We start from the raw sequence: 26,294 nt of genomic DNA on the forward strand, positions 1-26,294 counted from the left end.
GAGGGGGAACTATCATTGAACATCTACTGGCAAGCCCATCGGGGCGGCGGCGCATATGAACGTCCGGATAATACGATGTCAGCCAACCGTTATGCATGGGAGCTTGGTGGAATTCCGGAGGCGGATATTCGAACGACGAACGATGGAGTAATCGTCTGCTTGCATGATGAGACACCTGCCCGAACGACAACAGCTCCTGACGAGGTCAAGAATCAGCTGATATCTGAATTTACATTTGCCGAGACAAGGCTATGGGATGCTGGGATAAAATTCAACGAAGCGTTTCAAGGGGAGTGCATTCCCTCACTGGAAGAGGTTTTTCAGGAAATGAAAGGCCGCCCGGAACGAATGATGTATCTCGATCTGAAGGAAGTCAATTTATCCGACCTTGGCCGACTCATCGATCAGTATGAAGTGAATCGGCAAGTCATCTTTACCCATTATATTCAGGACAATTGCCGACAGATGAAAGAGATTGCAAGAGAGGTACGAAGCATGCTGTGGATCGGCGGAAACGCAGAGCAGCGGATGGAGAAGTTCCGCTTAGCCGCTTCTACCGGCTTCGAAGGACTTGATCAGGTACAGTTTCATCTGAAGATTGCTGAGGGGAATGAGGATTGGAGCTTTGACCTGGAGCCTGCGTTTCTGACTGAGGCGTTAGCCCTTACCGAGCGAAGCGGAATAGATCTGGAGCTGTTCCCATTCTCATTCGACGCCTCCTCTTTGCATCAGCTGCTGGATCTCGGTATCCGCTGGTATGCAACCGACGAGCCTGCTCTGTTCCTCGAAGGATTGAACAGCTGGAATCATTCGAAGTAATGATGGCATAGATACTTAAGCAGTCAGGATTGCAATGCTGAGTTGTAGTAAGCTGCAGGGCTCGTGCGGTTCGCACGAGCCCTGCTATATTTTCCTAAAAGAATACCGAGTACCTGGTTTACTCCACCCACTCGTGCTTTTCCCCGCTGCTTGATGAGCACTCAATCCGTACGGGCTTGACTTTGAGAATGACATAATTCGGATCCTTCGGGCCCGAAAACATCTGCTCGAATTCCGGCTTCCAGAAGTGCTCGCGGAGTTCATCGTCATCCGAAATGCTGCAGGTGCCTTCGATTTCCACGGCGTCCTCGGTGCCGCCCTTCTCGTATCCCAGCAGCAGGGACACATGCGGGTTCTCTTTAAGCTCCTCTACCTTATGGGTTCTGCGGTCTGTGACCAAATGTATGCTAAGCCCCTGATTATAGAGCCTCATATAACGCTGTTTGGGTCTATTCCCCTCAATCGTGGCAAAAGAGCAGAATTCATTGCGATCCATGATTTTGGCAAGATTCTGTTCCATGATAATCTTCGCTTCCATCCTATCATTCTCCTATCCTGTTGTAAGTGAATTGACGCATGTATATGTAGTGTACCCTTCCCCAATTTTGATGAATCGTCCAGGGAAATTTTTCATGAAGAGATATACGCCAGGGAAATGACTTGGTATGATGAAAGGTGAGAATCAAAAAAATCAAATTTCTATCGATAAAAGGAGTTCATCATGAAACGGTTAATATGGATAGGATGCCTATCCTACTTCTTGATCGGCCTGGCCCATGTTGTGCTTGGCTCGGTACTTCCGGTGCTTCTGGAGCATTACGGCCGTGAATACAGTGAAGGCGGAACGCTCATTTTCACCCAATTTGCCGGATTTTTGGCTGGAGTGCTGATCTCCCCTTTACTGAATAAACGGTTCGGCAAAAGAGGCGGTCTGCTCATCGCCATATCTATGCTTTGCGTAGCCGAGCTCGCATACGTTCTGCTGCCTCCGTGGGAATGGTTATACCCCGTTGCCGTATGCGCCGGCTTTGGCTTTGGGATGATCGAAGCGGTGATCGGAACGATCATTATTGCCGCTATTAAAGAAAAAACGGCTGTCGCCATGAGCCGTCTGGAAGTTTTCTTTGGTGTTGGAGCCATGGTGATGCCGCTGATTGCCAGTGGGATGATCGCACAGGGCTGGTGGCGTTTTTCCTTTCTCGTCATTTCCCTGGTTGCCCTGGCTGCCCTATTGTTCTGGTCCAAAAGCTCCTTCGGTGAAGCCGTCGATGCCGAGCTCGGCGTCAAGAAAACCGCAAGCATTAGCGGCTTAGGCTCCGACGCTGCCTTGTCCAAAAAACCTTTTCCCTATCAGGGCAAGTCCCTATGGATTCTTCTGATGTTCATACTGTTCTTCTTCATTTATGTCGGAACCGAAATGAGCTTGGCCAATTTCATGCCTGCCATGCTCATTGAGAAGATCGGTATGAAGGAAGCCGGAGCGGCGCTCAGCGTCACCTGCTTCTGGACCGCCATGTCTATTGGACGGATTTTCGCGGGCACCATCGCAGAACGCATTCATTACCGCGTATATGTCCTTTTCAGCTGCGTCATTACGCTTGTCCTGTTCGCGGTTTTCCCTTTTACTACCAGCGTCTGGTCTGCCTTTGCCGTTATTCTGCTTCTTGGGTTGTTCATGTCCGGCATTTTCTCGATTGCGCTTGTCTTTGCAAGCAAAATGCTTGTCGGAAGCGAAGAATCCACACCAAGCATTCTGATTGCTTCTGGTGGGGTGGGCGGTGCACTGCTTCCACTGTGCATTGGCTGGAGCATGGATCATTTGAAGGTAAACCAAACGGCCTGGCTGCTGGCTCTATTTACGCTGTTCATGGTTATCTTAAGCTTTGCCGCATTCCAGATTCAGCGCAAACAGCACTTATACCGAGAGCAGCAACGGCAAGCAGTACAAAGCGGCTCTTAAGGGTCAGATCCTCTGCTTAGCGTTCCGGTTCCGATACCGGGACGCTTTTCTTAGATTATAGACGTTTTTCTCAAGATATCTTATCTCATTTTGGCGATGCCTCCGCTGTTCAGATTAACTTTGATGTCAATTTTTTCGATACTGCTTGGATCCAGCGGAAGTTTTCCTTTGGCGCTCAGCTTGTGCCATTCCTTCGGCATGCTGCTATAAAATACGCGGGACAGCTCATATACATCAATATCTTTCTCTAGCCCCTTCAGGTAAGTCTTCATGAGCTGCTTTTCAATTTCTTTTGTCGCTTGCTGCTCAAGCTTTTTCTTGTAAAAACTTGTACTCATATTTGTAGTCGTTGCCTGCATGGAGACTTTAATGTCGAAGACCGGCTTGCCATGTTTCAGCTTCGGCTTGATGGATGATTTAATTTTGGTCATCACCATTAAAGCCTTCGCTTTGTCATCCCTGATCGCCAAAGGCGTTCTTTTCGTCTTTTTTTCCAACCAGCGAAGCCCTAAAACTTCTTTGCTCTTCAGGCAGCTATGAAATTGCTGATTATCCAAAAAGCATACTCCGGACACGCTAATGTTGGGATTAGGCTTTCTTTCTTCGGTCCAGCCCGACCTAATTTCAATATAAGGAAGAAGAAGCGTTGCGCCTTTCTCTTTCCATTTCCATATGAATTTATACAGGTACATCGGAGCAATGATTGAATTTTGTTCATACTCTCGTAAAGGACTGTTCAGCTGCGAGTAAATCGCCGATAAATCGCTGATCGAAAGCGTATTAAGCACATCTTCCATCGGTTCCTTGGTCGCCATCATCCAGATGGTATAACGAAATTCATAATATCGGATCCACACATCCAAAACCTGCTTGATCACGTCACTCCTCAGGGCTGACTCACTAAACACGATCGTTTTTATATGGCTCCAGACAATCCTTTGCGGGCTTGAAGTGTACAGATTAAAGACCGCGGTAGCAAACGAATCCCCCTCCGCTCTTCCAATGGACGTTTTCTGTGTTACCTGACCCGACTCTCTCTTGGCAATGCCGCTAAAGTTAACCATTTGGATATAAACAACGACTTTGTCGTTTACATAATCGACTCCTAGTGTATTCACATAGACCATATGCTCAGTTTCCCTTGCCCCCCAGCAGCCTGTAAGCAGTGTGGAGAGCAGTATAACGGCAAGAATGCATCGGATCATTTTCATGATCATTCCCATCCTTTATTTTCCGAATCGCTGGGCTTATCTCATCTTGGCGATGCCCCCGCTGTTCAGATTAACTTTGATGTCAATCTTTTCGATACTGCTTGGATCCAGCGGAAGTTTTCCTTTGGCGCTCAGCTTGTGCCATTCCTTGGGCTTGCTGCGATAAAATACGCGGGACAGCTCATATACATCAATATCTTCTTCCAACCCCTTCAGGTACGTCTTCATGAGCTGCTTTTCAATTTCATTTGCCGCTTGCAGCTCAAGCTTTTTCTTATTAAAACTTGTACTCAACTCCGTAGTCGTTGCCTGCATGGAGACTTTAATGTCGAAGACCGGCTTGCCATGTTTCAGCTTCGGTTTGATGGATGATTTAATTTTGGTCATCACCATGACAGCTTTCACTTTATTGTCTTCCCTGATCATCAAAGGTGTTCTTTTCGTCTTTTTTTCCAACCAGCGAAGCCCTAGAATATCTTTGCTTTTCAGGCAGCTCTGAAATTTCTGATTATCCAAAAAGCACACTCCGGAAACGCTAATGTTGGGATTAGGCTTTCTTTCTTCGGTCCAGCCCGACCTGATGTCAATATAAGGCAGAAGAAGCGTTGCGCCCTTCTCTTTCCATTTCCATATGAACTTATACATGTACATTGGAGCAATGATTGAATTTTGTTCATACTCCCGCAAAGGGCTGTTGAGCTGCGAGTAAATCACCGATAAATCGCTGATCGAAAGCGTATTAAGCACATCTTCCATCGGTTCCTTGGTCGCCATCATCCAGATGGTATAACGAAATTCATAATATCGGTCCCACTCATCCAGAACCTGCCTGATCACATCACTTCTCAGGGCTGCTTCACTAAACACAATCGTTTTTATATGGCTCCAGACAACCCTTTGCGGGCTTGAAGTGTACAGATTAAAGATCGCGGTATCAAACGAATCCCCCTCCGCTTTTCCAATTGCCGTTTTCTGTGTTATCTGACCTGACTCTCTCTTGGCAATGCCGCTGAAGTTAACCATTTGGATATAAATCACGACTTTGTCTTTTACATAATCGACTCCGAGTGTATTTACATAGACCATATGCTCAATTTCCCTTGCTCCCCAACAGCCTGTAAGCAGTGTGGAGAGCAGTATAACGGCAAGAATGCATCGGATAATTTTCTTCATCATCCTCATCCTTTATTTTTCGAATTGTCAATAGGTCCCTTCTTGCCCCACGGCATTCTAAAAAGAACTTTATACAGATCCTTGAAATTCGGAGGAGACAAAGGGGATAAATAGTAGGTTCCGAAAGAACGCAAATTGACCATATAGAGAACCAGCGCCATCAGACTGATGATCGCACCATATAACCCTAAAATTCCGCAGATTAAGAGGATGGCAATTCGGAACAAGCTGACGACGCTGACCAAGGACTGATTCACCAGCGTAAAGGTCGCAAGTACTGAAATTGCAATGACAACAATCGTACCCGGTGCTGCAATCCCTGCGCTTATAGCCGCTTGTCCAATGATCAAGCCTCCCACTACCGATAAGGTCTGGCCGAATGCGGAAGGCAATCTCATCCCTGCTTCACGGAAAATCTCAAACAGGATCAGCATCACAGCCGCCTCCAGAGGAGCCGGAAGCGGTACCCCCTGTCTCGAATTCACCAAGGTTGCAAGCAGCGTAAAAGGGACTTGGTCCTGATTAAACGTCGTCAGCGCAATCCAAAATCCAGGCAAAAAAAGGGAAAGAAGTACACCAGTCACCCTTAACATCCTCGTAAAACCCACAAAGACATTCATCAGGTGCGCATCTTCCGCCGTGTTGAGCAGAAAATTAAAGGTCACCGGTGCCATAATTACCGTAGGTGAACCTTCTACGATAAGCACGAATTTGCCATGAAGCAGCGAATTTACGGCATAATCCGGCCTTCCCGTATAGGACATGAGCGGCAAAGCCGAAAAGCCGGTCAAACTCTCCTCCAGCTGTGTACTGCTTACGAGTCCCTGGAACTGTATGGAGGACATTCTGGTTTGGATCTCACTCAGAACCTGAGGCTTGATGGTGTCCTTAAGGTACAAGAGATGAACCTTAGTGGCTGTTAGGGATCCGAACGTGAACTCTTCAACCGCTAGCATATCGGTCTTGAGTCTTTTCCGGATCAGAGCAATATTGGTAAACGATTCTTCCGTAAAGCCGTCTCTAGGCCCCCTTGTGGACACCTCCGTATTCGGTTCCTCCGGCTGCCGTTTGGGCGGATCGGCCAAGTCCACGAAGTAGAGTTGATTAGAAGGCGAAAATATAAGAAGAAGATCCCCTTCCAGTACGGTGTCTCTCATCGAAGCTTCCGTATCGGCCCCTTGAAGGGGATTCATGTGAAACGGAACCTTTTGCTGCAGATCCATTTTGTCCGACAGGAAAATATCTTCCGGAATATTTTTTAATGCGGGGATGAAGTTTTGCTCCACTTTTTTTGCATCACATAGCCCCTGACAGTAAATCAGCTGTACGGTATAATCCGAATTCGACAAAGAGATGGTCCTTTTCTCTATATCCGAGCTCGAACCAAATAGCCGATTAATTGCATCCTCGAACGTTTGGGATTCCTTCTTCTGCTGCTCCTTCATGATGCCGCCTTCCCCTTTCGGTGAGCCAATAGAATCAGCCCTACAATAATCACTGAAAAAATCAGCACTCCCCACAGAGAATAGGGAAGCACATAGGCAGATATTAATTTCAGAAAAAATTGATCGCTGAATGGAATGGAACTGAACACGATAATGATCAAAAAGATAGAGCCAAGCACCCACACCTTTCCCTTTTTGCTCTGAATCTGGAATATATCCAGAATCAAAAACAGGGTCAGGGATGTTCGCAGAAACGCACCGCTGAACCATTGGTATACGCTAAAAAAATCCATATGTTCAATATATCGTCCAATCGTTAGCAGTCTCCATTCCTCATGCGCAGGGTACCTCAGTTTTTGGGCCTCATCCACACCAAATTCAACAATGGCACCCATAAGTGGACCTATGGTGAGACCCAGAAGGAGAAGAATGAGGATCATAAAAGATAGATACGACAGGCGTGAGCTAATATGGTGCTGCAAGAAGAAAAGCATGATGACTTCAACAAAACCGGCGCCGACGTACACCACCCCGTTCCAAGCCGGCTGCATCCCATGCTCAAGCATCGGCTTTAATAAGGAATAGTCCTTATGAGGCGTGTTTGACAGCATGATAAAAAAGCCCAAAACAACAACAACGGGAAGTAGAATCCCTGCAGTATTGGCGATGGAATGAATCCCAAGGTATGCACTTATTACGGAGATCAAAAGGAATGTGGAGCTTAATACCACAATAGGCGTCTCCGGAGAGAAGGTGAGATGAATCCAGTATACGGAGTCTCTGGTTGTAAGCGCGCATGTGACCAACAGGTATATACTCGTTAAAACTGCAAGAAAGCGGCCCACAATGGGATGGTAAGCTTTCGACAGCAGCTCAAACAGATGCTGTTTATTCATTTTGGTAATACCGAAGTGGAGAATAACAATCCAGACCAGCGCGCATGCAGTTGCCAGCAGCACGGACATCCAGGCATCCCGGTCTGCCACGTCCAGTATTGTAGGAATAATGATGACATGATTCAATAGACCTGTACTGAGCATCATGATCATAACGGTTTGGATAAATGAAATTTTCGCCTTTATTTTCCTCATCCTCCTAAATAAACCGGGTCGATGTTCTAACCTTATAATGGCATTTTTGAGAGTATTTATACTTCCGTTTTAAGCGAAGAGATGATCGGATCAGACGAGAGAGAACAGAAATGGATTGAATTCTTCCAAAGATCCGACTATAATACACATGAAATACCTGTAACTACATAAGAATCCGGGGTGCTGGAATCGGCCGGCTGAGATTGTATCCCTTCAAGATACTGACCCTCAAACCTGATCTGGGTAATGCCAGCGTAGGAAAAAGCATCGTCATGGTGTATTGCCATGCCCTTCTTGCGCCCTAAGCGTCCCGAATACGGGGCGCTTTTTTTGTTGAATACTAGAATCACTCGAAAGAAGCATGCGGACAGGATTCGATGTTATTCATCTCTCAGATATGGACAAAACGATTCTGAAAGTGAAGGGGAAAATTGGAAAGGGGTAAGAAAAGTTATGAAGACAAAGAAATTCGGGCTATTTCTGCTGGCCTTCCTGCTCGTGCTGGCTACTACAGGATGCGGCAGCAAAAACGCCCAAACCACAGGTGGGAGCAAATCATCCGGTGAAGCATCCTCGGCTGGAAACGGGAATGACTCCAAGAAGTTGAGGGATGTACAGGTCGTCCTCGACTGGACGCCGAATACAAACCATACAGGATTGTACGTAGCCAAAGAAAAGGGCTATTATGCGGCGGAAGGCCTCAATGTTGAAATCGTGCAGCCAGGCTCCGGTGGTGCAGATGCCATGGTCGCATCGGGCAAAGTACCATTTGGGGTCAGCGTTCAGGAGAACGTGACCCAAGCGCGTACCCAAGGCGTACCTTTGGTATCCATTGCGGCAATCATCCAGCATAACACATCCGGCTTCGCCGCTCCGGTGGACCGGAACATCAAAACGCCGAAGGATTTTGAAGGCAAAACCTACGGCGGCTGGGGCTCTCCTGTAGAGAAGGCTATCATCGGCTCCATCATGGAGAACGACAAGGCGGATGTGAACAAGGTTAAATTCGTCAACATGGGTGAAGCGGATTATTTTACGGCCGTGAAGCGCGATATCGACTTTGCCTGGATTTTCTACGGGTGGACCGGCATTGAAGCAGAGCTGCGCAAACAGCCGCTCGATATGCTGTATGTGAAGGACTTCTCCGACAAGCTGGATTATTACACGCCGGTTCTGGTTACGAATGAGAAGCAGATCAAGGAAGATCCGGAGCTCGTCAAATCTTTTATGCGTGCGACTTCCAAAGGCTATCAATTCGCAATTCAGCATCCGGAGGATGCCGCCAACATCTTGATTAAAGCTGTGCCTGAGCTCGACAAGGATCTCGTTATGGCCAGCCAGAAGTGGCTCAGCCCGAGATATCAGGACGATGCACCGCGCTGGGGCGAGCAGAAGGAAGAAGTATGGAAGGGATATTCCGATTGGATGTATGAGCATAAGCTGCTCGATAAGCCGCTGGATGTCAGCAGCGCTTATACCAATGACTTTTTGCCTTAAGCCAAGGCTTAATATGAAAAATAAGTGGCAGACTTCTATGTGCTGTAATCCCGCTCCAGTGACGGATCATTCTTACGATCGCTGTTGTCTCCAGATTTCCTGATCTTATTTTTCAGTAGAATAGAAATCCGGAGACAAAGGCGACCGCTAACGCTTCTTCAGAACGATTCCGCCCCTTGCGCTACCAGCCATCTATGTCTTCCACTGATTTTTCAAAAAAAGCCTTTAAATATTTGATGTATCACTTATTTTAAGAAAAGGAAGTGATTGGGTATGGCTCATACCCTGCTAAGTATTCAGGTTATTCCAAAGACTCCTAACAATGAAGATTCTATTCCCTATGTTGACCGTGCGATCGAAGTCATTCAGCAGTCAGGTGTAAAATACGAGGTTCACCCTCTCGAAACGACGATGGAAGGCGAACTGGAAGAGCTGCTGGATGTTGTGCGCCGCATGCATACGGCCCTCGTAGAAGCTGGCAGCCCGAGCATCATCTCCCAGATCAAAATCGCCCATAATCCCCGCGGAATCAGCATGGAGCGGCTTACGGAGAAATACCGTCCATGAGACGCTGGTGGAGTCAGGTGTGGCCGCCCGTTGTGGCGGTCCTCTTCTTTTTGACCGCATGGCAGCTGTGTACCTCGCTGTTTCATATTGAGAAGTGGATCTTGCCTTCTCCGGTTGATATCGCGATACAAGCTGTAAGCGGCGGTGAGGATTTATGGGGGCATGTCTGGGCCACGGTCAAACTGACGCTGGAAGGCTTTACGATCGGAACGCTGGTGGGATTAATTATTGCACTTATTCTTCATATGATTCCTTTCCTGAAGTCGGCGCTGTATCCGCTGCTCATTCTGAGCCAGAACATTCCGACGATCGCTCTTGCTCCGCTCTTGATGATCTGGTTCGGCTTCGGCCTATTGCCCAAGCTAATCGTGATCACGCTCGTCTGCTTCTTCCCCGTTGCTGTCGCAACGATGGGCGGACTTAAGGAAACGGACCGGATCATGCTGAATTACATGCAGATGATCGGTGCGAGTAAACGGCAGATTTTCTTTAAGCTGGAGCTGCCCCATGCGCTGCCTTCGATCTTCTCGGGAATTAAAATCGCGGCAACCTACAGCGTCATGGGGGCGATCATCGCCGAATGGCTCGGGGCCGATAAAGGTATCGGCTACTATATGATGCTGCAAAAGGCCGGTTACCGCACCGACCGCATGTTTGTCGCCATTATGATCATTGTCGCACTGAGCCTGCTTATGTTCGGACTGATTGCCCTGATCGAAAAATGGCTCGTACGCTGGAAGCCGAAGCAGGAAAGCTGATGCCGAGGATGAAGAAAGGAGCTGTAACCCATGTCAATTACTGAAGAAATACGGACGGACGCGAGGTCCGCAGCAGCGGAGTCAGAGCTTCCTCCTGCCCTTGAAGCCTCCGGGATCAGCAAGTCCTTCCGTGCGAAGCGCAGCAGTCTGCAGGTGCTCGATAATATAACGCTGACCGTCCAAAAGGGAGAATTCGTCTCCATCGTCGGCCCCTCCGGCAGCGGCAAAAGCACGCTGTTCCATATCATTGGCGGCCTTGTGAAACCCGATGCCGGAACTATACGGATGAACGGGACGGACGTAACCGGCCAGCAGGGTCATATCAGCTATATGCCCCAACAGCCTGCGCTTTTCCCTTGGCGCACCGTTGAGGATAACGTGCTGCTATCTCAAGAGGTGCAGGGCAATGTCGATCAAAAAGCCCGGGAGAATGCCTGTTATTGGCTGGATAAAGTCGGCCTGGGCGGGTTCGAGAAGGCCCATCCCCATACGCTGTCTGGCGGTATGCAGCAAAGAGCGGCCTTTCTACGCGCCCTGCTCAGTCCGCAGGAGCTGATGTGCCTGGATGAGCCGTTCAGCGCACTCGATGCGCTGACGCGAAGCGATATGCAGCGCTGGCTGCTGGACATTTGGGAGGAAAGCCGGCGCTCCGTGCTTTTTATCACCCATAATATCGAAGAGGCATTGCTCCTCTCGAACCGGATCTATGTCTTTTCCGGACGTCCGGCCACGGTGCTGCAGGTCGTTGATGTACCGTTTCCGCGCCCGCGCCGCGAGGAGATTATCGAGCATCCCGATTTTATCAAGCTGAGACGGGAGCTATCCGGCTGGATGCGTGAGGAGCAGCAGAAAATGCAGGACTCCGGGCCTTTGAAATAAACGGCTAAGGGGTGTTACCAGGGTCCATGAACCTGTGGGAACACCCCTCTCTTTTTTGCTTTTGCGGAATACGAGGCCAGCGTCGCCCTTGTTACATTGTCCTGGCGGAATAATTTCCGGTCTTACTGGGGAACGTTGTATACGAGGTGAATCTGAATCTATGAAAATCCGAATACGATCGGTTCTGCTGATCATGACCATCCTTCTGTGTTCGATGCCGGTTACGATTACAGCCGCAAGCTTTCAGCCTAAGGAGTCCAAGGAGCCTAAGCTGCTGCTGTATCAGGACATGGTGATGGAATTCCTTCTTCCCGACATTCAAAATGCTGTGAACGACTACTATAAAAACCGACTGTCCGAGAACCCACTTGTGTATCCTTACCAGATCGAAATCGTCCAAGCCAAAAGAGTTAACGGCGGGCCGGGAGACCGCGGCTTTCACTTTTCCATTACTCTGGAGACCGAGCCTGTCCTTGGGCCGCATGTTGCAGTCGGCAGAGACCGGATGATCTTTGAAATTTCTCCGCTCTTCCCTGACAAAGTCAAGCTGATCGCCTTCAGGCATCTGCAGTCCTTCGAGCTTCCGATGAACCTGCAGGAGCTGCTGAAGAGTACGAAAGGGACGCCGTAACTTAAGCGCATGAGGACGGTTAACACGAAAATAAGGAGGTGCTTTACCCATGAGCTTATCACCGGAGACCCGTATCCACTCCGCGTTTCCCGATGCGCACAGCATCCAATCGGAACATGAGTTATCTCTTACCGCAAACCTTGCACCGCTAATCGATGCGCATATCCATCTGGACTCTTATGAAGAAGACCAGCAGCAGGAAATTCTGTCGGAACTGAATAACGTAGACGTTGAAGGCATCATTGCCGTCTCCATGCACCTGGAATCGGCCCGTGCTAACCTGCAGCTGGCCCGTCAGCATCCTGGCCTTGTCCACCCGGCCTTCGGATTCCACCCCGAGCAGCCGATCCCTGATGAAGCCGGGATCAATGAGCTATTCGGCTGGATGAACCGGCATGCCGCAGACATGGTCGCCGTAGGCGAGGTCGGTTTGCCCTATTACACCCGGACGGAAGCTAAAGAGGCTGGTCAACCTTTTGATACCCGTCCCTATGAGGAGCTGTTGGAACGGTTTATTGCCTTTGCCCGGGATCAGGACAAGCCCATCGTGCTTCATGCCGTCTATGAGGATGCCGACACCGCCTGCCGTCTGCTCGAACTGTACCGCATCAAGCGAGCCCACTTCCACTGGTTCAAGGGCTCGCCTGAGACTGTGCAGCATATGGCGAAGCAGGGCTATTATGTTTCTTTTACACCCGATATCGTCTATGAGGAAGAGATTCAGGAGCTCGCAAGCGTATACCCCCGTTCTCTCGTCATGTCGGAAACCGACGGTCCGTGGCCCTTTGAGGGACCCTTTGCCGGTCAAATGACCCACCCGCGAATGACGGCCGATGTGGCCTTAGCCTGGAGCCGGATTCAAGGCTTGTCCCTGCCGGAGGCACGACGCATGCTGTATGACAATGCCAAACGCTTTTACGGCATATAATTCATGAGGCTTCCTACTTCTTCATAAAGCCTTTGCTGTCCAAAAACCCCTTCATATGCAGCCGAATCGGCTCGGCCAATCTGTCGGCCATCACATGCGTCCATGGGGTGTCCTTCTTGCCGCCCGTCCGCTCCTGCAAGTACGATTTCATTGTGGCATCATAATCCTTGACTGGTTCAACGCTTTGTTCCCTAGAATAGGCGTTCAGATGCAACACCGATTCCAGCGGCAGGCGTGGACGTTGACCCGGCTCCTGATCGGGCACGCCGATGCACATGCCGAATACCGGATAAACAAGCTCCGGCAGATCGAGCAGCTTGGACAATTCAGCGATATGGTTGCGTACACCCCCGATATAAACAATGCCAAGACCCAGCGATTCCGCAGCAACGGCTGCGTTCTGGGCTGCGAGTGCGGCATCTACCGTTGCCACGATGAAATTCTCGGTTGTGGTTTCATAGGACTCCCGCTCCTGCAGCGGCGCTGCCGTCACCTGCTTCAAGCGGTATAAATCCGCGCACCACACCAGGAAAACCGGGCACTGCTCCACATAAGCCTGGTTGCCGGCAAGGTCGGCAAGCTGCTTCTTCAGTTTCGGATCCGTAGCGGCAATCACGCTGTATGCCTGCACGTTGCTGGAGGTTGACGCCATTTGCGCAGCGGAGATAATCGCATACAGCTGCTCTTCCGAGACCGGCGTATCTTTAAATTTACGGATCGAGCGGTGATTCATCAACAGAGTTAGCGTGTCATTCATCTGGAAAATATCCTCCTTCATAAGGTACATCCTCTGGTTCGCCAATAATCCCCCTTATTATATACCAACCGCTAATCACCAACACCGAGCCAATCAACGGCCCCACGTCCCAACCACTGGTCCGTCAACAAAATCTAATACTTATAAATTGGTCTTATCTTTATAAATTCCTTATAAATGCTAGTTATGATGTTGGTCAGTAAAGCACTATAACCATTGTTTATAAGGGGGAACACAATCAATGAAAGCAACCAAACGATTAACAGGCTTTACGGCCATGGGGCTAGCCATAGCTCTATTACTAACGCCGGTAAGTGCCTCAGCGGCCGCGCAGAAGGATGCAGGAATTAAAGCGAATATCCGAGAGATTAAATCGGCAACATCAGAGGATTACAAGGATTTAGCGTTTCTCAAGCCTATACTGAAGGATAAAACCGTCGTGAGCCTGGGTGAGAACTTCCATCGCGTCGCAGAATACAGCAGTATGAAAACAAGGCTGATCAAATATTTGCATGAAGAGCTTGATTTTGATGTCATTATGTTTGAGTCGGGGCTTGGCGATGCCTTCATGACGTATGAAAATGCGGATTCTTTGACTTCCAAAGAAATGATGGAGCGCTCGATTTTTCCGATCTGGCATTCCAAGGAGACGCTAGGTTTATTCGATTACATAAAAAAGGAGCAGAAGACGGACGATCCCTTGTACCTTGCAGGCTATGATATGCAGTTTACGTCGCCGTATTTAACTCAATTTATCGCGAATTGGATCGCCAAAGTCGATCCGGCCCAGGGACAGGACTATTTTAATTTCGAAATGCAAGCCATGACCGATTTCTATGCAGTCATCAACAAATATGGCCTGGACTTTGACAATAATCCTCAAGCCAAGAAGGAAGTCAAGAAAGTCAAAGATGAATACGAACCGAAATATAAGGCATTGATTCAGTTCATCCAAGATCATAAGAAGCAGCTCGCGGCAGCATACCCTAAAAATCCCTATATGGTGGATATAGCCGTGAAAACATTGGAGGACCGCATCAAATTTATCGAAATGGGGATGTACGGTACGAAGGAAAGCTATGAATTCAGGGATCGCGTCATGGCAGACAATGTGGAATGGTTAATGAAAGAGATGTACCCCGGCAAAAAAGTGATTTTATGGGCGCACAACGACCATCTTGCGAAGAACACGTCCAAAATCGCTACAAAAGAGCAGGGAAAATGGATGAACAGCTTCACCAGCATGGGAGAACTGCTGAATAAAAAGTTTAAAGATAAGGAATATGTCATTGGTTTGTATATGAACAGCGGTCAGGCGAGTACGATCACGACGCAGAAAATCTTTGATATTAAGCCGCAGCCGAAAGGAAGCTTAGAAAATCTGATGATGCAGAGCGGATATAAGATAGCATTCGCGGATTTATCCAAACACAAGTCACCGAACAAAAATAATTCTTGGATGTTCAAGCCGATTTATGCCGCTGAAGATGGAATGACATCCGAGATCATTACTCCAATGTCGATGAGGTTTGTTCCGAAAGAACAATACGACGGTATTATCGTCTTCGATAAAGTAAAGGCACCGACAACGAAGTACTAACGATAATCACAAAGAGAGCCTGGATCCGAAAACCGCCGTTTTCAGTCCAGGCTTATTTCATTTACCCATCTATCTTACAGCTTCACCCGCTGCAGACGCAGCGCGTTTAGGACAACTGATACCGAGCTAAAAGCCATCGCAGCGCCGGCCAGCCAAGGGGCAAGGAAGCCGGCGGCGGCGATCGGGATGCCGATGGTGTTGTACGCCAGCGCCCAGAACAGGTTCTGCTTGATGTTGCCCATCGTGCGGCGGCTCATCAGGATCGCGTCGGCGATCGCGTTCAGATCGCCGCGCATCAGCGTCACATCCGCCGCCTCCATGGCGACGTCCGTACCGGTGCCGATCGCCATGCCGATATCGGCGGTGGCCAGCGCAGGAGCATCATTAATCCCGTCGCCGACCATGGCAACCCGCTTGCCGGTCTGCTGCAGCTTCTTCACTTCCTCGGCCTTACCTTCTGGAAGCACCTCAGCCAGAACATGGCGGATTCCGGCCTGCGCAGCGATGGCTTTCGCCGTACGTTCATTGTCGCCGGTAATCATGATGACCTCGATCCCCATCTCCTGCAAGCGCGATACAGCTTCGCGCGAAGTGTCCTTAATGGTATCCGCAACAGCGACCATACCAGCATACTTCCCGTCAACGGCCACAAGCATCGCCGTCTTGCCGGCGTCCTCCAGCTGCCGCATGGCGTTCATGGCTGCCTCCACGTGTACGCCCCGCTCCGCCATTAGCTTGCGGGTACCGACGAGTACATGCCGCCCGTCCACCCTCGCCGAAACGCCATAGCCCGGCAGATTCTCGAAGTCCTTCGCTTCCGGCAGCGGCAGAGCCTTGCTCCTGTCAAGCGCGCCGCTGACGATGGCCTCGGCCAGCGGATGCTCCGACTGGCGCTCCACGGCCGCCGTCGTACGGATCAGCGACTGCTCAGTCATGAGCGGCGCGGGAATCACGTTGGTCAGCACCGGCTTGCCGCTGGTGACCGTGCCTGTTTTGTCGAGCACCACGATTTCGATCGCCTGCGCCGACTCCAAATGCTCTCCGCCCTTGAACAGGATGCCGAATTCGGCGGCCCGCCCTGAACCGGCCATGATCGAGGTCGGTGTCGCCAGGCCCAGCGCGCATGGACAAGCAATCACAAGCACGGCGATGGCTTTTTCCAGTGCCGATGCGAATTGGCCCGGCTCCACAGCGAAATACCAGATCAGGAACGTTACAATGGCGATCCCGATAACAATCGGAACGAAAATACCTGAGATAACGTCGGCAATCCGCTGGATAGGAGCCTTGGAGCCTTGGGCTTCCTCCACCACCTTGATGATTTGCGCGAGTGCGGTTTCACTGCCCACCTTCGTGGCCTGAATGCGCAGCATGCCGTTTTTATTCAGCGTGGCACCCACGACGGTGTCCCCCTCGCGCTTCTCTACCGGCAAGCTTTCGCCCGTCAGCATGGACTCGTCCACAGAGGAAAGCCCCTCCAGCACCCTGCCGTCGACCGGAATCTTCTCGCCCGGCTTCACGATCACGGTATCGCCTACTTCCACGTCGTCCACAGGAATGCTTACCTCCTGCCCGTTCCGAAGTACAAGCGCGGTCTTGGCCTGCAGCCCCATCAGGCTCTTGATCGCTTCGGAGGAACGGCCTTTGGCCAGAGCCTCGAACCATTTGCCCACCAGAATCAGCGTAATCAGGATGCTGCTGGTCTCGTAATACATTTCCACCGGATGATGCATATCCGTCCCCAGAGTCTGAATGGTCAGGTACAAGCTGTAAAAATACGCCGCTGACGTCCCGAGCGCGACCAGCACGTCCATGTTTGCGCTCTTGTTGCGCAGCGCTTTGTAGGCTCCGACGTAGAACTGTCCGCCGATCAGAAACTGGACCGGCGTCGCCAGCACCAGCTGGAACCATGGATTCAAGAAGAGTGAAGGCACCGGAATCCAGGAAGTAAAGGAGAAGTGCCCTACCATCGCCCAGAGCAGAGGCAGCGAGAGTATGGCCGCCATCATCCACTTGAACCGCTTATGCTGGATCTCCTGCCTGCGCAGCTCCGCGCTGTCCTTGGCCTCCTGCTTCGGCAGAGCTTTGTAGCCGAGCTGGTCGACCTTTTTCATCATATCTTTAACGGTAACCATGCCTGCGGTATATTCCACGTGGGCGGTTTCGAGCACCAGATTGACATTGGCTCGGCTGACGCCTTCCATGCGGCCAAGGCCCTTCTCGATTCGGGTCGCGCAGGCCGCGCAGGTCATGCCGGTAATTTCAAAGTCCATCGTTTCCTTCAACGTGCCATAGCCGAGTGACTCGATTTTTTCTTCCATTTTCCGCAGATCCGACTGCTTCGGATCATACGTGACGGTGGCCTGCTCCAGCGCCAGATTGACGTTGGCCCGGCTGATGCCTTCCATGCGGCTGAGGCCCTTCTCGATCCGGGTTGCGCAGGCTGCACACGTCATACCGGTAATCTGCAGCGTCGCCTGCTTCTCATTCTCCCGGTTTTCCGTATTCTGTTCCATGACCTCGGCTCCTTTCCAGATATATACCCTCACGGGGTATATTCTTACTGCAAAAAAGGGCAGCTTCTTCAGACCCTCTTCAGGTCTGCTGCTGCCCGGTATGCGTTACGGGATATATCTTAAGCTGATCAAGCTTAGACTACATCGTAGCCTTGGTCTTCGATGGCTGCTTTAATGGCGTCAAGGCTTACTTTGTTTTCATCATAATCCACGGTAACCTTGTTTCCAGGCAGATCCACTTTGCCGGTCGCTCCTGCATTTTTCACAGCGCCCTCAACAGCATTTACACAATGATTGCAAGACATTCCTTGAACATTCAGCGTTACGCTTTTCATGATATATTCCTCCTTAAGTTGTACAATCCCTGCTAAGGACTCACTCTTATTTCATTAATTTCTTTACCGTAACCAGCAGCTCGTCAATCACCGCATGATCCCCCGACTCGATCCGTTCGACCACGCAGCTCCTCATATGATCCTCAAGAAGCAGCTTGCCGACTCCGTTCAGAGCGGCCTGGATCGCGGCAATCTGATTCAGTACATCATCGCAGTACGTATCTCTCTCAATCAGACCCTTGATGCCGCGGATTTGCCCTTCGATGCGATTCAGGCGGGTAATGAGATTATTTTTCTTAGCAACCATCTCATCCGAACCTCCTTTCATCGAAGCTTACGACGTCATTATACTATACCCCCTGTAGGTATGCAAGTGGGGACGATTATTTTATTCACTCATTTTTCTATGAATGAAAAAAACTGCGATCTAGAAGGGATTTCCATTTTACGAGTCGAATAATTATATTTTATACTACGTACGGGCTTCAGCTTCAGAACACATCACGAATGACAGGAGAAGATGCCATGTTAAAAAAACGCCCTATCACAACGTCCTGGATTACGACAAACATGAACGCACTCTTGTTCTGCCTGCTCGGTACATCCCTGTTTTTATTTGGCATAAGGCATCTGTCCTTCGACTATACACCTGAACAATGGCTGCTGCTCGGCTCTATGTTCGGCGCGTCGCTGATTCTTTACTTCTACACATTTCAGATACCGCCTGACGGCAACAAGCAGTCGATGGATTCAGCGGTATATTTGGCATGTCTCTTTATTTTCGGCACCTCGGAGGCACTGGCACTTCTGCTTCTGAGCTCGCTGTTGTTTGCACTTATTGAACGGAAAGTCGTATGGTGGAAGCATCTAACCAACTTTTCGATCTATACGATAATGATTTTCGGAGCTGGAGCGGTTTTTTACGGCCTTAGCGGGCAGCCTGGGCAGCTTCAAAATATGCATTTGTTATCCTATGTAAGTACGCTGATCATATACCTTACCCTGAACATTCTATGTATTAGCCTTTACTACTACATGGCCGACCGGAGCAATATTTACCGCATTATAAAAGGACTTCTTCAGGAATCGGTGCTGGTGTACCTGTGCATTCTGATTCTGTCGCTCGTCCTGACGATCCTGATTGTAAACAACGGTATTACCGGACTTATCCTATTCCTGGGAATCAGCATATTCCTGTCCCATCTATTCAAAAAACTGTTCGACATGTACCAGCAGCTGCAGGAACGGGCCATCCGCGATCAGCGGACAGGTCTTTTCAATCACAGTCATTTTGAAAGTCTTCTCGAAAAAGAAATCAAATTTGCCCACAGCGAAGGGACTCCCTTGTCCCTGGCCATGATCGACATCGACGATTTCAAGCGTTATAACGACCGTTTCGGGCATTTACAGGGAGACAAGCTGCTCGGTTTGCTCGGATCGATTTTGAAAGAAGAGGCCGCCAAGGCCGGCGTGACCGCTTCCCGCTACGGGGGAGAAGAATTTACGCTGCTGATGCCGGGTTATACGGAGCATGAGGCGCTTGATCTCGTCAACCGACTGCGCAAAAAGGTCAATGATACCCCGTTTGAGGGAGTGGAGATTCTTCCGCATGCGTGTCTTTCCTTTTCGGCGGGTATATCCGCATACCACATTGATATCCATGATAAGTCGCTTCTCGTCCTGCAGGCAGACCAGGCGCTCTACGATGCCAAGAAGCAGGGCAAAAACATCGCCTACATCTTCGGAAGCGCCGCTTCGCTCGAACATGAGATCGAAATTGCCCAGGATGTACGGGATATCGAGCAGCTGCTTAATCTGTTCCTGTACAAGGATATCAATACATTCAAGCATTCAAAACGCGTGTTCCGCTATGCCATGGATATGAGCCTGCTTCTGAACCTCGATGCGAATACCCGCAGACAGTTTGTGCTCGGAGCCCTGATTCATGATATCGGCAAGATGGAAATCCCTTGGGAAATTCTAAATAAAAAGGACAAGCTGACCCCGGAGGAATGGGAAATCGTCAAAAAGCATGTGAACTGGGGCAAGGAAATGGCGATGACCAATAATAAATTCAAGGGGCTCGCCCCCTACATCGAACTTCATCATGAGCACTTCGACGGTAAAGGGTATCCCCATGGCTTTAAAGGAGCTGAAATTCCACTCCTGTGCCGGATGCTCACCATTATCGACTCCTTCGACGCCATGACCTCAGAAAGGCCCTACCAGGCTACCAAATCGGTTGAGGAAGCCGCTCAGGAGCTGCGCCTCTGTTCCGGAACCCAATTTGATCCGGAGCTGACCGAGCTGTTTATTGCTTACATCGAAGGTAAAACCGTGCTGGAGCCTGCGCAGGCTGAATCCGGCTTATAAATTCAAAGGGGCTGTGCCACCTGCAGAATTTTACTGCTGTGGACAGCCCCTGTCTATTTGGCTATGAAATACAAAATATCTGTATCAATTATTTATGACCGTTCATTTCATGTGACGTTTGGTGCAGCTCTTTAATCATCTGCTGCAGAAACTTGCTTTGCTGACGGCTGATTCCGTGTTGGTTATCCTGGATGAGCAGATGTTGAATATGCTTCTTCAGCATTTCGCTGCGACGTTCCAATACAGCTTGACTCATAAAATTAAATCACTCCTGGTATGTTTTTGAACTTTCCGAGAAGTCCTTTATCATTATAAAGCGATATGAAAAATATTGAAAATGTTCAGAAAATGTCTAAACCTTCCTTGACACAGCTGAGCACCCAGAAGTGAGACGGAATGGATGTCAGCCGGAAGGATACTCCCGATTTCTCCGTTATACCACCCAAGTTATCAATACCAACATCCAAAATATTCCTATATGTACTATAAGTAGGCGATAAATCGGTACGCCTGGATGGCACCCCGAGCCATCGTTTGAAGGCCGAATAGCCCACACGGGTCATTTCCTTCTGCAGGCGGCAGCTATAAAATAATTTTTGGGCAAGGGCAATACAATGTTACTACGTCCTGCGCCTAACCCTGTGCCTAAGCCGCACACAATAAAGACAACTCAGAGTGTTTGCAAAATTCGATTTGGGCTTTTTTCTGATTACTTGCAAAGCTCCATGTGGAAGGTGATGGATTGAATAAGAAATTACGGATTCTTCCTGCTTGGCTGACGGTAATTCTGATCGGTCTCCTGCTCGTTCCGGGTTTCGCTTCGGCCCATGCCTACATCGTCAAGTCTATGCCGGGGGAAAATGAGATGCTGGCCCAGGCGCCAGCCAAAGTAGTGATTGATTTTAATGAGCCTTTGCAAAAAGCCTTCCATTCGATCATCGTCACAGACTCATCAGGTAAAAAGGTAAATCTCAGCGAAAGCCGGATTCCAGAGGGCGAATCCTCCGCGCTCGAAGCTGATTTGCAGCCTGATCTTCCCCAAGGCGTTTACGCCGTTCAGTGGAAGGCCGTATCGGCTGATGGGCATCCGGTGGAAGGCACCTTTTCGTTTCAGATCGGAGAAGGCGGCGGCAGCACCGGCAATGCTGCGCATTCGGTTGTAACCGCGCCCGATTGGCCCGGGACAGATCAGGTCATCATCCGATGGCTGATCTATACCAGTCTTGCATTTCTTGCGGGAATCTACTTCTTCCAGCTGTACCTGCTTCCTGTAGGCGCTGGAAGCCGCCTAGAATGGTCTGGCAGAAGCACCAGACTGATTTGGATCAACATCGCCGTGCTTGCGGCAAGCTTTCTGCTCAGTCTGCCGCTGCAGACCGGGATCGATGCCGGCGTCGGCTGGAGAGGCGTGTGGTCCGATCCGTCCCTGCTGCTCAAAATGCTGCGGATCACCAGCTTCGGCGAGGTGTGGCTGGTGCAGCTTCTGTTGCTGGTAGTGGTCATCGCTCTGGCTGCCGCCGCCCCTAGAATCAAGGATCAGGATCAGGCGTACATCACACGGACGGTCACCTTCCTGCTCCTCATGAGCATGCTGCTGGCCAAGTCCTTTACCGGCCATCCCGCCGCTTCCGAGTCCAAAGCCCTCGCTATTACCATGGACTTTCTCCATCTGGGCGCTGCTTCTCTCTGGCTTGGCTGCCTGCTCGCTTTTGCCGTGCTGCTGCCGAAAGAGGCTTCCCTGCCGGCAGATACCGAGAACAGGAAAAAGGGCTACTTTGCCGTCATCCGGCGCTTTAGCTTATGGGGAACCGGCTTTGTCGTACTGATTCTGATCAGCGGCATATACGCCAGTCTGCAGTATGTCCCGACCTGGTATTCGCTTTTCCATACGTCATACGGCAAAGTATTGCTTGCCAAATGCGCGCTTCTGCTCATTATGCTGCTGTGTGCTGCCTGGAATATGCTGCGCGGACGGCGGGAACAGCGCTCGCTTGGCGCTGGTGTTTGGCTGGAGCTTACGGCCGGCGTTCTCGCCCTGATGCTCGCGGCTGCACTGACCAATATGCCTACGGCCATGTCTTCACCTGGACCAGTCCATATGCAGCAGAAGCTGGAGAACCAGAACCTAGTTACGCTGGATATCACCCCGAATACCACAGGCGTGAACGAATTCGAAGTGAAGGTTCAAGACAGTAAAGGCCAGCCGGTTAAAGGAATCCAGCAGATTAAGCTCACCCTGACCTGCCTGGATATGGATATGGGGAAATACGAAATTGTCATGCCTGGCGGCAAAGCGGAAGGCTACAAAGCCGAAGATTTGATCAGCATGGCAGGCAAATGGAATGTTCATGTGCATGTGCTGACCGACAAGCTTGAAACCTGGGACACGGATATGGTGATTCACGTCGGTAATCATTAATGCCATATACTTTAAATTTTATTAAAAATTTTTATTAACAACATTACTAAAAAAAATCCACAACGATTCGATCTAAAGGAGAGAAAACAACATAATGAAATTATTCAAACGTCTTCCGTTCATCGCTACCGCTGCGGTAGGTTTGCTTCTATTCTCCGGCGTCGCAAGCGCGCATGTGACCGTCAAGCCTGCCACCTCCCAACCTGGAGCCTGGGAAACCTATACGATTAAAGTTCCGTCCGAAAAAGAAATCGCGACGACCAAAGTGACGCTAAAGGCTCCGGAAGGTGTTGAACTGATGGAGTATCAGCCGATTCCGGATTGGAAAGTTACCACCGAAAAGGACAGCGCAGGCAAAATCAGCAGCATCACCTGGAACGCGACCGGAGAGGGAATTCAAGCTGGCGAATTCCAGCAGTTTAATTTTGTGGCCCATAATCCTGAGAAGGAGACTGACGTAGCCTGGGATGCCTTCCAATACTACAAGGATGGAAGCATCGTAGAATGGACTGGCGATGAAGGCTCTGAATCCCCGCACTCTATTACGAAAATTACGACCGTTTCGGGCCAGCCAGCTGAGTCATCCGGGCACAGCCATGACAGCACCAGTGCGGATCACAAGGACCATCAACCGGACAGCGCAGGCAGCACCGCGACCGCTCCGGCAGCGGGGGACAACTCGTCCACCAATGGCACACAAACGGCTACGCTTGTGATTTCCATTACCGCTCTGGTCCTTTCGATCATCTCATTATTCGCCGCCTTTACGAAGAAAAAACGCTAATATTCAATTATATTTCTTGTGTGTTCAGCCCGTGCCGTGAAAGGCGCGGGCTTTTTCTTGTCCATACATCATGGACAAAAAATACACATTCGGGTGACAAATCAAGCATGATGACTTGAGCCCGGCCATATATTTTAAAGATGCATGTATCGTCCAAGGCGCAAGTAGCCAGGGCGTCATTACTTACGAAAGGAGGTCAACGAATGATCGAATTTCGCGGAGTGTACAAAGCTTTCGGCAGCTTTCAGGTTCTCCAAAACATTCATCTCCGGATCGAAGAAGGCGAGGTTGTCGTCATTATTGGTCCCTCCGGCTCTGGAAAAAGCACCCTGCTCCGCTGTATCAACCGCCTCGAAACGATATCCTCCGGGGAGCTGATCGTCAATGATACGCCGCTTCATAACAAGAAAGTTGATATCAACCGTTTCCGGCGCGATATCGGGATCGTATTCCAGCATTTCAATCTGTATCCGCATAAAAAAGTGATCGACAATATCACGCTCGCCCCTATCAAGGTACTCGGGCTGTCCAAGGAGGAAGCGGAAGAGCGCGCCCTCTCCTATTTGACCCGGGTCGGCATTGCAGACAAAGCGCAAAGCTATCCTTCACAGCTGTCGGGAGGCCAGCAGCAGCGGGTGGCTATCGCCCGGGGACTCGCCATGAGGCCGAAAATCATGCTGTTTGACGAACCCACCTCCGCTCTTGACCCGGAGATGATCGGCGAAGTGCTTGATGTCATGCGTTCTCTTGCCCATGAGGGAATGACGATGGTCATCGTGACGCATGAAATGGGATTTGCCCGGGAGGCCGCGGACCGGATCGTCTTCATGGACAACGGCCAGATCGTCGAGGAAGCGCCAGCTTCCACCTTCTTCAAGGAACCGCGCGAGGAGCGCGCCCGCTTGTTTTTAAGCCGCCTGATCCACCATTAATGCGGCCCTCATCAAACATATGAAAAGGGGTAGAAAAAGAGATGAACCGAAAAACCTGGTTAACGGCTTTAATGATCATCATGACGGTCTGCCTGGTTCTAACCGGATGCGGAAGTAAAAAGGAATCTGGCGCCAAAGGCGGCACACTTGAAGCGATCAAGGCACGCGGCAAAATCATCGCCGGCGTAAAGTATGACACGAAGCTGTTTGGCCTGAAGGACCCTGCCACAGGCAAAGTAGAAGGTTTCGACATCGATATCGCCAAGGCGCTCGCCAAGAAAATTTTCGGTGATGAAAACAAGGTTGAACTCAAAGAAGTGACCTCTAAAACCCGGATTCCGCTGCTGCAAAACGGGGATATTGACCTGATTATTGCTACGATGACCATTACGGAGGAACGCAAGCAGCAGGTCGATTTCAGCGACATTTATTTTAAAGCCGGCCAATCGCTGCTCGTCAAAAAGGGCAGCCCGATCCAGGGCCTGCAGGACCTGAAAAAGGGCATTAAAGTACTGACCGTGAAAGGCTCGACCTCGGCAAAAAACATACGGGAAAAAGCACCGGACGCGACCGTGCTGGAATTCGAAAACTATCAGGATGCTTTTACCGCGCTCAAAGCGGGACAGGGGGAAGTGCTTACGACGGATAATGCCATTTTGCTCGGTATGCAAAAGCAGGATTCGAATTACGTCCTTGTAGGCGGCAATTTCACCGATGAGCCTTATGGCATTGCTGTTAAAAAAGGAGATACGGAATTCGTACAAACGGTCAACGACCTGCTGAAGGAGATGAAATCCAGCGGCGAATACGACAAGCTGTATGAACACTGGATGGGTGTGAAGCCGGAGTAACTCCGTACTCGCTTCATCAAGGGAGGGAACGTCTCTCTCCCCTGATACCTTCCTTAGAATCATACTTCAGGAAAGGAGACCGGCCGCATGACAGGCAAATTCGACGTCCATGTTCTTATCAATCATTGGGACCGCTTTCTGGAAGGATTTATCCATACGGTCGAATCCAGCATCATTGCTCTGATCGGCAGCTTTATACTCGGTACCTTGATCGCCATCATGCACATCTCGCCGTATAAGCCGCTGAACTGGCTGGGAACGGTCTATGTGGAGTTTATCCGCAACATTCCGCTGCTGCTCGTCGTGTTCTTCTTTTTTCTCGGCCTTCCGTCGCTCGGCATTCCGCTTGATGGCTTCACCTCAGGCACGCTTGGCCTCATGGTGTATACGGCTGCCTTCATTGCCGAATGCATCCGGGCTGGTATCCAGACCGTCCCTTCCGGACAGACGGAGGCGGCGCGTGCCACAGGATTAACGTATGTGCAGACCATGCTGCATATCGTGCTTCCCCAAGCCATTAAAATCGTGCTGCCTTCCATCAGCAACCAGTTCATCAATCTGGTCAAAAACTCTTCGATTCTTGCCGTCGTGGCCGGCCTGGACCTAATGTATTACGCGGATCTGATCAGCGCGGACACCTTCCTACCACTTACCGTCTATACTTTCGTTGCCCTTTTCTATCTCGTGCTTACGCTTCCGCTCAGCATGGGGGTCCATTATATGGAGCGTCGGTTCAGTTCAGCGGATCACTAATTTCCTAAAATAACT

25 protein-coding genes and 1 riboswitch are annotated in these 26,294 nt (G+C 50.0%); of the genes, 15 read left to right on the top strand and 10 right to left on the bottom strand.

The genetic code is table 11. From position 1 onward, the window contains the following. The first annotated feature begins 15 nt into the window (after nt 1-15). Complete coding sequence (locus MUG84_RS09610) at nt 16-819, top strand: glycerophosphodiester phosphodiesterase (RefSeq protein ID WP_244724355.1); 804 nt, start codon at nt 16-18, stop codon at nt 817-819. Nucleotides 820-937: 118 nt separating this feature from the next. Here the strand turns inward: MUG84_RS09610 and MUG84_RS09615 are convergent, their stop codons facing one another. Continuing rightward, nucleotides 938-1,357 (bottom strand): pyridoxamine 5'-phosphate oxidase family protein, encoded by a 420-nt coding sequence (locus MUG84_RS09615; RefSeq protein WP_244724358.1) that lies wholly within the window; start codon nt 1,355-1,357, stop codon nt 938-940. 183 nt (nt 1,358-1,540) lie between these two features. Between MUG84_RS09615 and MUG84_RS09620 the strand changes: the two genes are divergently transcribed. Then, entirely contained in the window at nt 1,541-2,779 is a 1,239-nt protein-coding gene (locus MUG84_RS09620; RefSeq protein ID WP_244724361.1) for an MFS transporter, read from the top strand. An 80-nt stretch (nt 2,780-2,859) separates the two neighbouring features. Here the strand turns inward: MUG84_RS09620 and MUG84_RS09625 are convergent, their stop codons facing one another. From MUG84_RS09625 to MUG84_RS09640, 4 genes are read right to left on the bottom strand one after another with little or no spacing between them, the layout of a single operon-like run. Continuing rightward, a complete protein-coding gene (locus MUG84_RS09625; RefSeq protein WP_244724364.1) occupies nt 2,860-3,990 on the bottom strand; it encodes a Ger(x)C family spore germination protein in 1,131 nt (376 codons plus the stop codon). A 36-nt stretch (nt 3,991-4,026) separates the two neighbouring features. Beyond that, nucleotides 4,027-5,166, bottom strand: a complete 1,140-nt coding sequence (locus tag MUG84_RS09630) for a Ger(x)C family spore germination protein (protein ID WP_244724367.1) — start codon at nt 5,164-5,166, stop codon at nt 4,027-4,029. Between the two features lie 2 nt (nt 5,167-5,168). Continuing rightward, nucleotides 5,169-6,608: a spore germination protein gene (locus tag MUG84_RS09635; protein ID WP_244724371.1), complete on the bottom strand. Its 1,440-nt coding sequence runs from the start codon at nt 6,606-6,608 to the stop codon at nt 5,169-5,171. After that, a complete protein-coding gene (locus MUG84_RS09640; protein WP_244724373.1) occupies nt 6,605-7,699 on the bottom strand; it encodes a GerAB/ArcD/ProY family transporter in 1,095 nt (364 codons plus the stop codon). The genes MUG84_RS09635 and MUG84_RS09640 overlap by 4 nt, the downstream gene beginning before the upstream one ends. Nucleotides 7,700-7,865: 166 nt before the next feature. Further along, a riboswitch (TPP riboswitch) is annotated at nt 7,866-7,977 on the top strand. A gap of 175 nt (nt 7,978-8,152) precedes the next feature. Between MUG84_RS09640 and MUG84_RS09645 the strand changes: the two genes are divergently transcribed. From MUG84_RS09645 to MUG84_RS09670, 6 genes are all read left to right on the top strand, one after another. Continuing rightward, complete coding sequence (locus tag MUG84_RS09645; RefSeq protein ID WP_244724376.1) at nt 8,153-9,196, top strand: ABC transporter substrate-binding protein; 1,044 nt, start codon at nt 8,153-8,155, stop codon at nt 9,194-9,196. 273 nt (nt 9,197-9,469) lie between these two features. Further along, nucleotides 9,470-9,763 carry a thiamine-binding protein gene (locus MUG84_RS09650; protein ID WP_244724378.1) on the top strand — a complete coding sequence of 98 codons (294 nt, stop codon included), beginning with the start codon at nt 9,470-9,472 and terminating at the stop codon, nt 9,761-9,763. After that, complete coding sequence (locus MUG84_RS09655; RefSeq protein WP_244724380.1) at nt 9,760-10,521, top strand: ABC transporter permease; 762 nt, start codon at nt 9,760-9,762, stop codon at nt 10,519-10,521. The genes MUG84_RS09650 and MUG84_RS09655 overlap by 4 nt, the downstream gene beginning before the upstream one ends. Nucleotides 10,522-10,551: 30 nt before the next feature. Continuing rightward, entirely contained in the window at nt 10,552-11,400 is an 849-nt protein-coding gene (locus tag MUG84_RS09660; protein WP_244724382.1) for an ABC transporter ATP-binding protein, read from the top strand. A 160-nt stretch (nt 11,401-11,560) separates the two neighbouring features. After that, a complete protein-coding gene (locus MUG84_RS09665; protein ID WP_244724384.1) occupies nt 11,561-12,031 on the top strand; it encodes a DUF3888 domain-containing protein in 471 nt (156 codons plus the stop codon). Nucleotides 12,032-12,080: 49 nt separating this feature from the next. Continuing rightward, entirely contained in the window at nt 12,081-12,959 is an 879-nt protein-coding gene (locus MUG84_RS09670; protein ID WP_244724388.1) for a TatD family hydrolase, read from the top strand. Nucleotides 12,960-12,972: 13 nt separating this feature from the next. On the opposite strand, the gene nfsA is transcribed toward MUG84_RS09670, so the two are convergent. Continuing rightward, nucleotides 12,973-13,716, bottom strand: a complete 744-nt coding sequence (nfsA, locus tag MUG84_RS09675) for an oxygen-insensitive NADPH nitroreductase (RefSeq protein WP_244724391.1) — start codon at nt 13,714-13,716, stop codon at nt 12,973-12,975. A gap of 241 nt (nt 13,717-13,957) precedes the next feature. On the opposite strand from nfsA, the gene MUG84_RS09680 reads away from it, so the two are divergent. Further along, nucleotides 13,958-15,316, top strand: coding sequence for an erythromycin esterase family protein (locus MUG84_RS09680; protein ID WP_244724394.1), 1,359 nt, complete (start codon nt 13,958-13,960; stop codon nt 15,314-15,316). Between the two features lie 74 nt (nt 15,317-15,390). On the opposite strand, the gene MUG84_RS09685 is transcribed toward MUG84_RS09680, so the two are convergent. From MUG84_RS09685 to MUG84_RS09695, 3 genes are all read right to left on the bottom strand, one after another. Beyond that, nucleotides 15,391-17,832 carry a heavy metal translocating P-type ATPase gene (locus MUG84_RS09685; RefSeq protein WP_244724398.1) on the bottom strand — a complete coding sequence of 814 codons (2,442 nt, stop codon included), beginning with the start codon at nt 17,830-17,832 and terminating at the stop codon, nt 15,391-15,393. Between the two features lie 134 nt (nt 17,833-17,966). Then, entirely contained in the window at nt 17,967-18,167 is a 201-nt protein-coding gene (locus tag MUG84_RS09690; protein WP_127603551.1) for a copper ion binding protein, read from the bottom strand. Between the two features lie 46 nt (nt 18,168-18,213). After that, nucleotides 18,214-18,495, bottom strand: coding sequence for a metal-sensitive transcriptional regulator (locus MUG84_RS09695; RefSeq protein ID WP_244724402.1), 282 nt, complete (start codon nt 18,493-18,495; stop codon nt 18,214-18,216). Nucleotides 18,496-18,692: 197 nt separating this feature from the next. Here MUG84_RS09695 and MUG84_RS09700 point away from each other — a divergent pair, with 197 nt between their 5' ends. Then, complete coding sequence (locus MUG84_RS09700) at nt 18,693-20,540, top strand: bifunctional diguanylate cyclase/phosphohydrolase (protein ID WP_244724405.1); 1,848 nt, start codon at nt 18,693-18,695, stop codon at nt 20,538-20,540. A gap of 88 nt (nt 20,541-20,628) precedes the next feature. Here the strand turns inward: MUG84_RS09700 and MUG84_RS09705 are convergent, their stop codons facing one another. Next, on the bottom strand, nt 20,629-20,796 hold the full coding sequence (locus MUG84_RS09705; protein WP_244724408.1) for a hypothetical protein: 168 nt from the start codon (nt 20,794-20,796) through the stop codon (nt 20,629-20,631). Between the two features lie 486 nt (nt 20,797-21,282). Here MUG84_RS09705 and MUG84_RS09710 point away from each other — a divergent pair, with 486 nt between their 5' ends. The 5 genes from MUG84_RS09710 (at nt 21,283) to MUG84_RS09730 (ending at nt 26,279) form a co-directional block, all read left to right on the top strand. Beyond that, a complete protein-coding gene (locus MUG84_RS09710) occupies nt 21,283-22,959 on the top strand; it encodes a copper resistance protein CopC (protein WP_244724411.1) in 1,677 nt (558 codons plus the stop codon). A 94-nt stretch (nt 22,960-23,053) separates the two neighbouring features. Next, the gene (locus MUG84_RS09715; RefSeq protein WP_244724430.1) at nt 23,054-23,743 is read left to right on the top strand and encodes a YcnI family copper-binding membrane protein; all 690 of its coding nucleotides are present in this window, start codon (nt 23,054-23,056) and stop codon (nt 23,741-23,743) included. 203 nt (nt 23,744-23,946) lie between these two features. Next, nucleotides 23,947-24,675: an amino acid ABC transporter ATP-binding protein gene (locus MUG84_RS09720; RefSeq protein WP_244724432.1), complete on the top strand. Its 729-nt coding sequence runs from the start codon at nt 23,947-23,949 to the stop codon at nt 24,673-24,675. A gap of 41 nt (nt 24,676-24,716) precedes the next feature. Further along, nucleotides 24,717-25,526, top strand: coding sequence for an ABC transporter substrate-binding protein (locus tag MUG84_RS09725; protein ID WP_244724434.1), 810 nt, complete (start codon nt 24,717-24,719; stop codon nt 25,524-25,526). 87 nt (nt 25,527-25,613) lie between these two features. Continuing rightward, on the top strand, nt 25,614-26,279 hold the full coding sequence (locus MUG84_RS09730) for an amino acid ABC transporter permease (RefSeq protein WP_244724436.1): 666 nt from the start codon (nt 25,614-25,616) through the stop codon (nt 26,277-26,279). Nucleotides 26,280-26,294: the final 15 nt, after the last annotated feature.

Origin of the sequence: Paenibacillus mangrovi (assembly GCF_022898935.1) — a bacterium.
GTDB lineage: Bacteria > Bacillota > Bacilli > Paenibacillales > Paenibacillaceae > Paenibacillus_AQ > Paenibacillus_AQ mangrovi.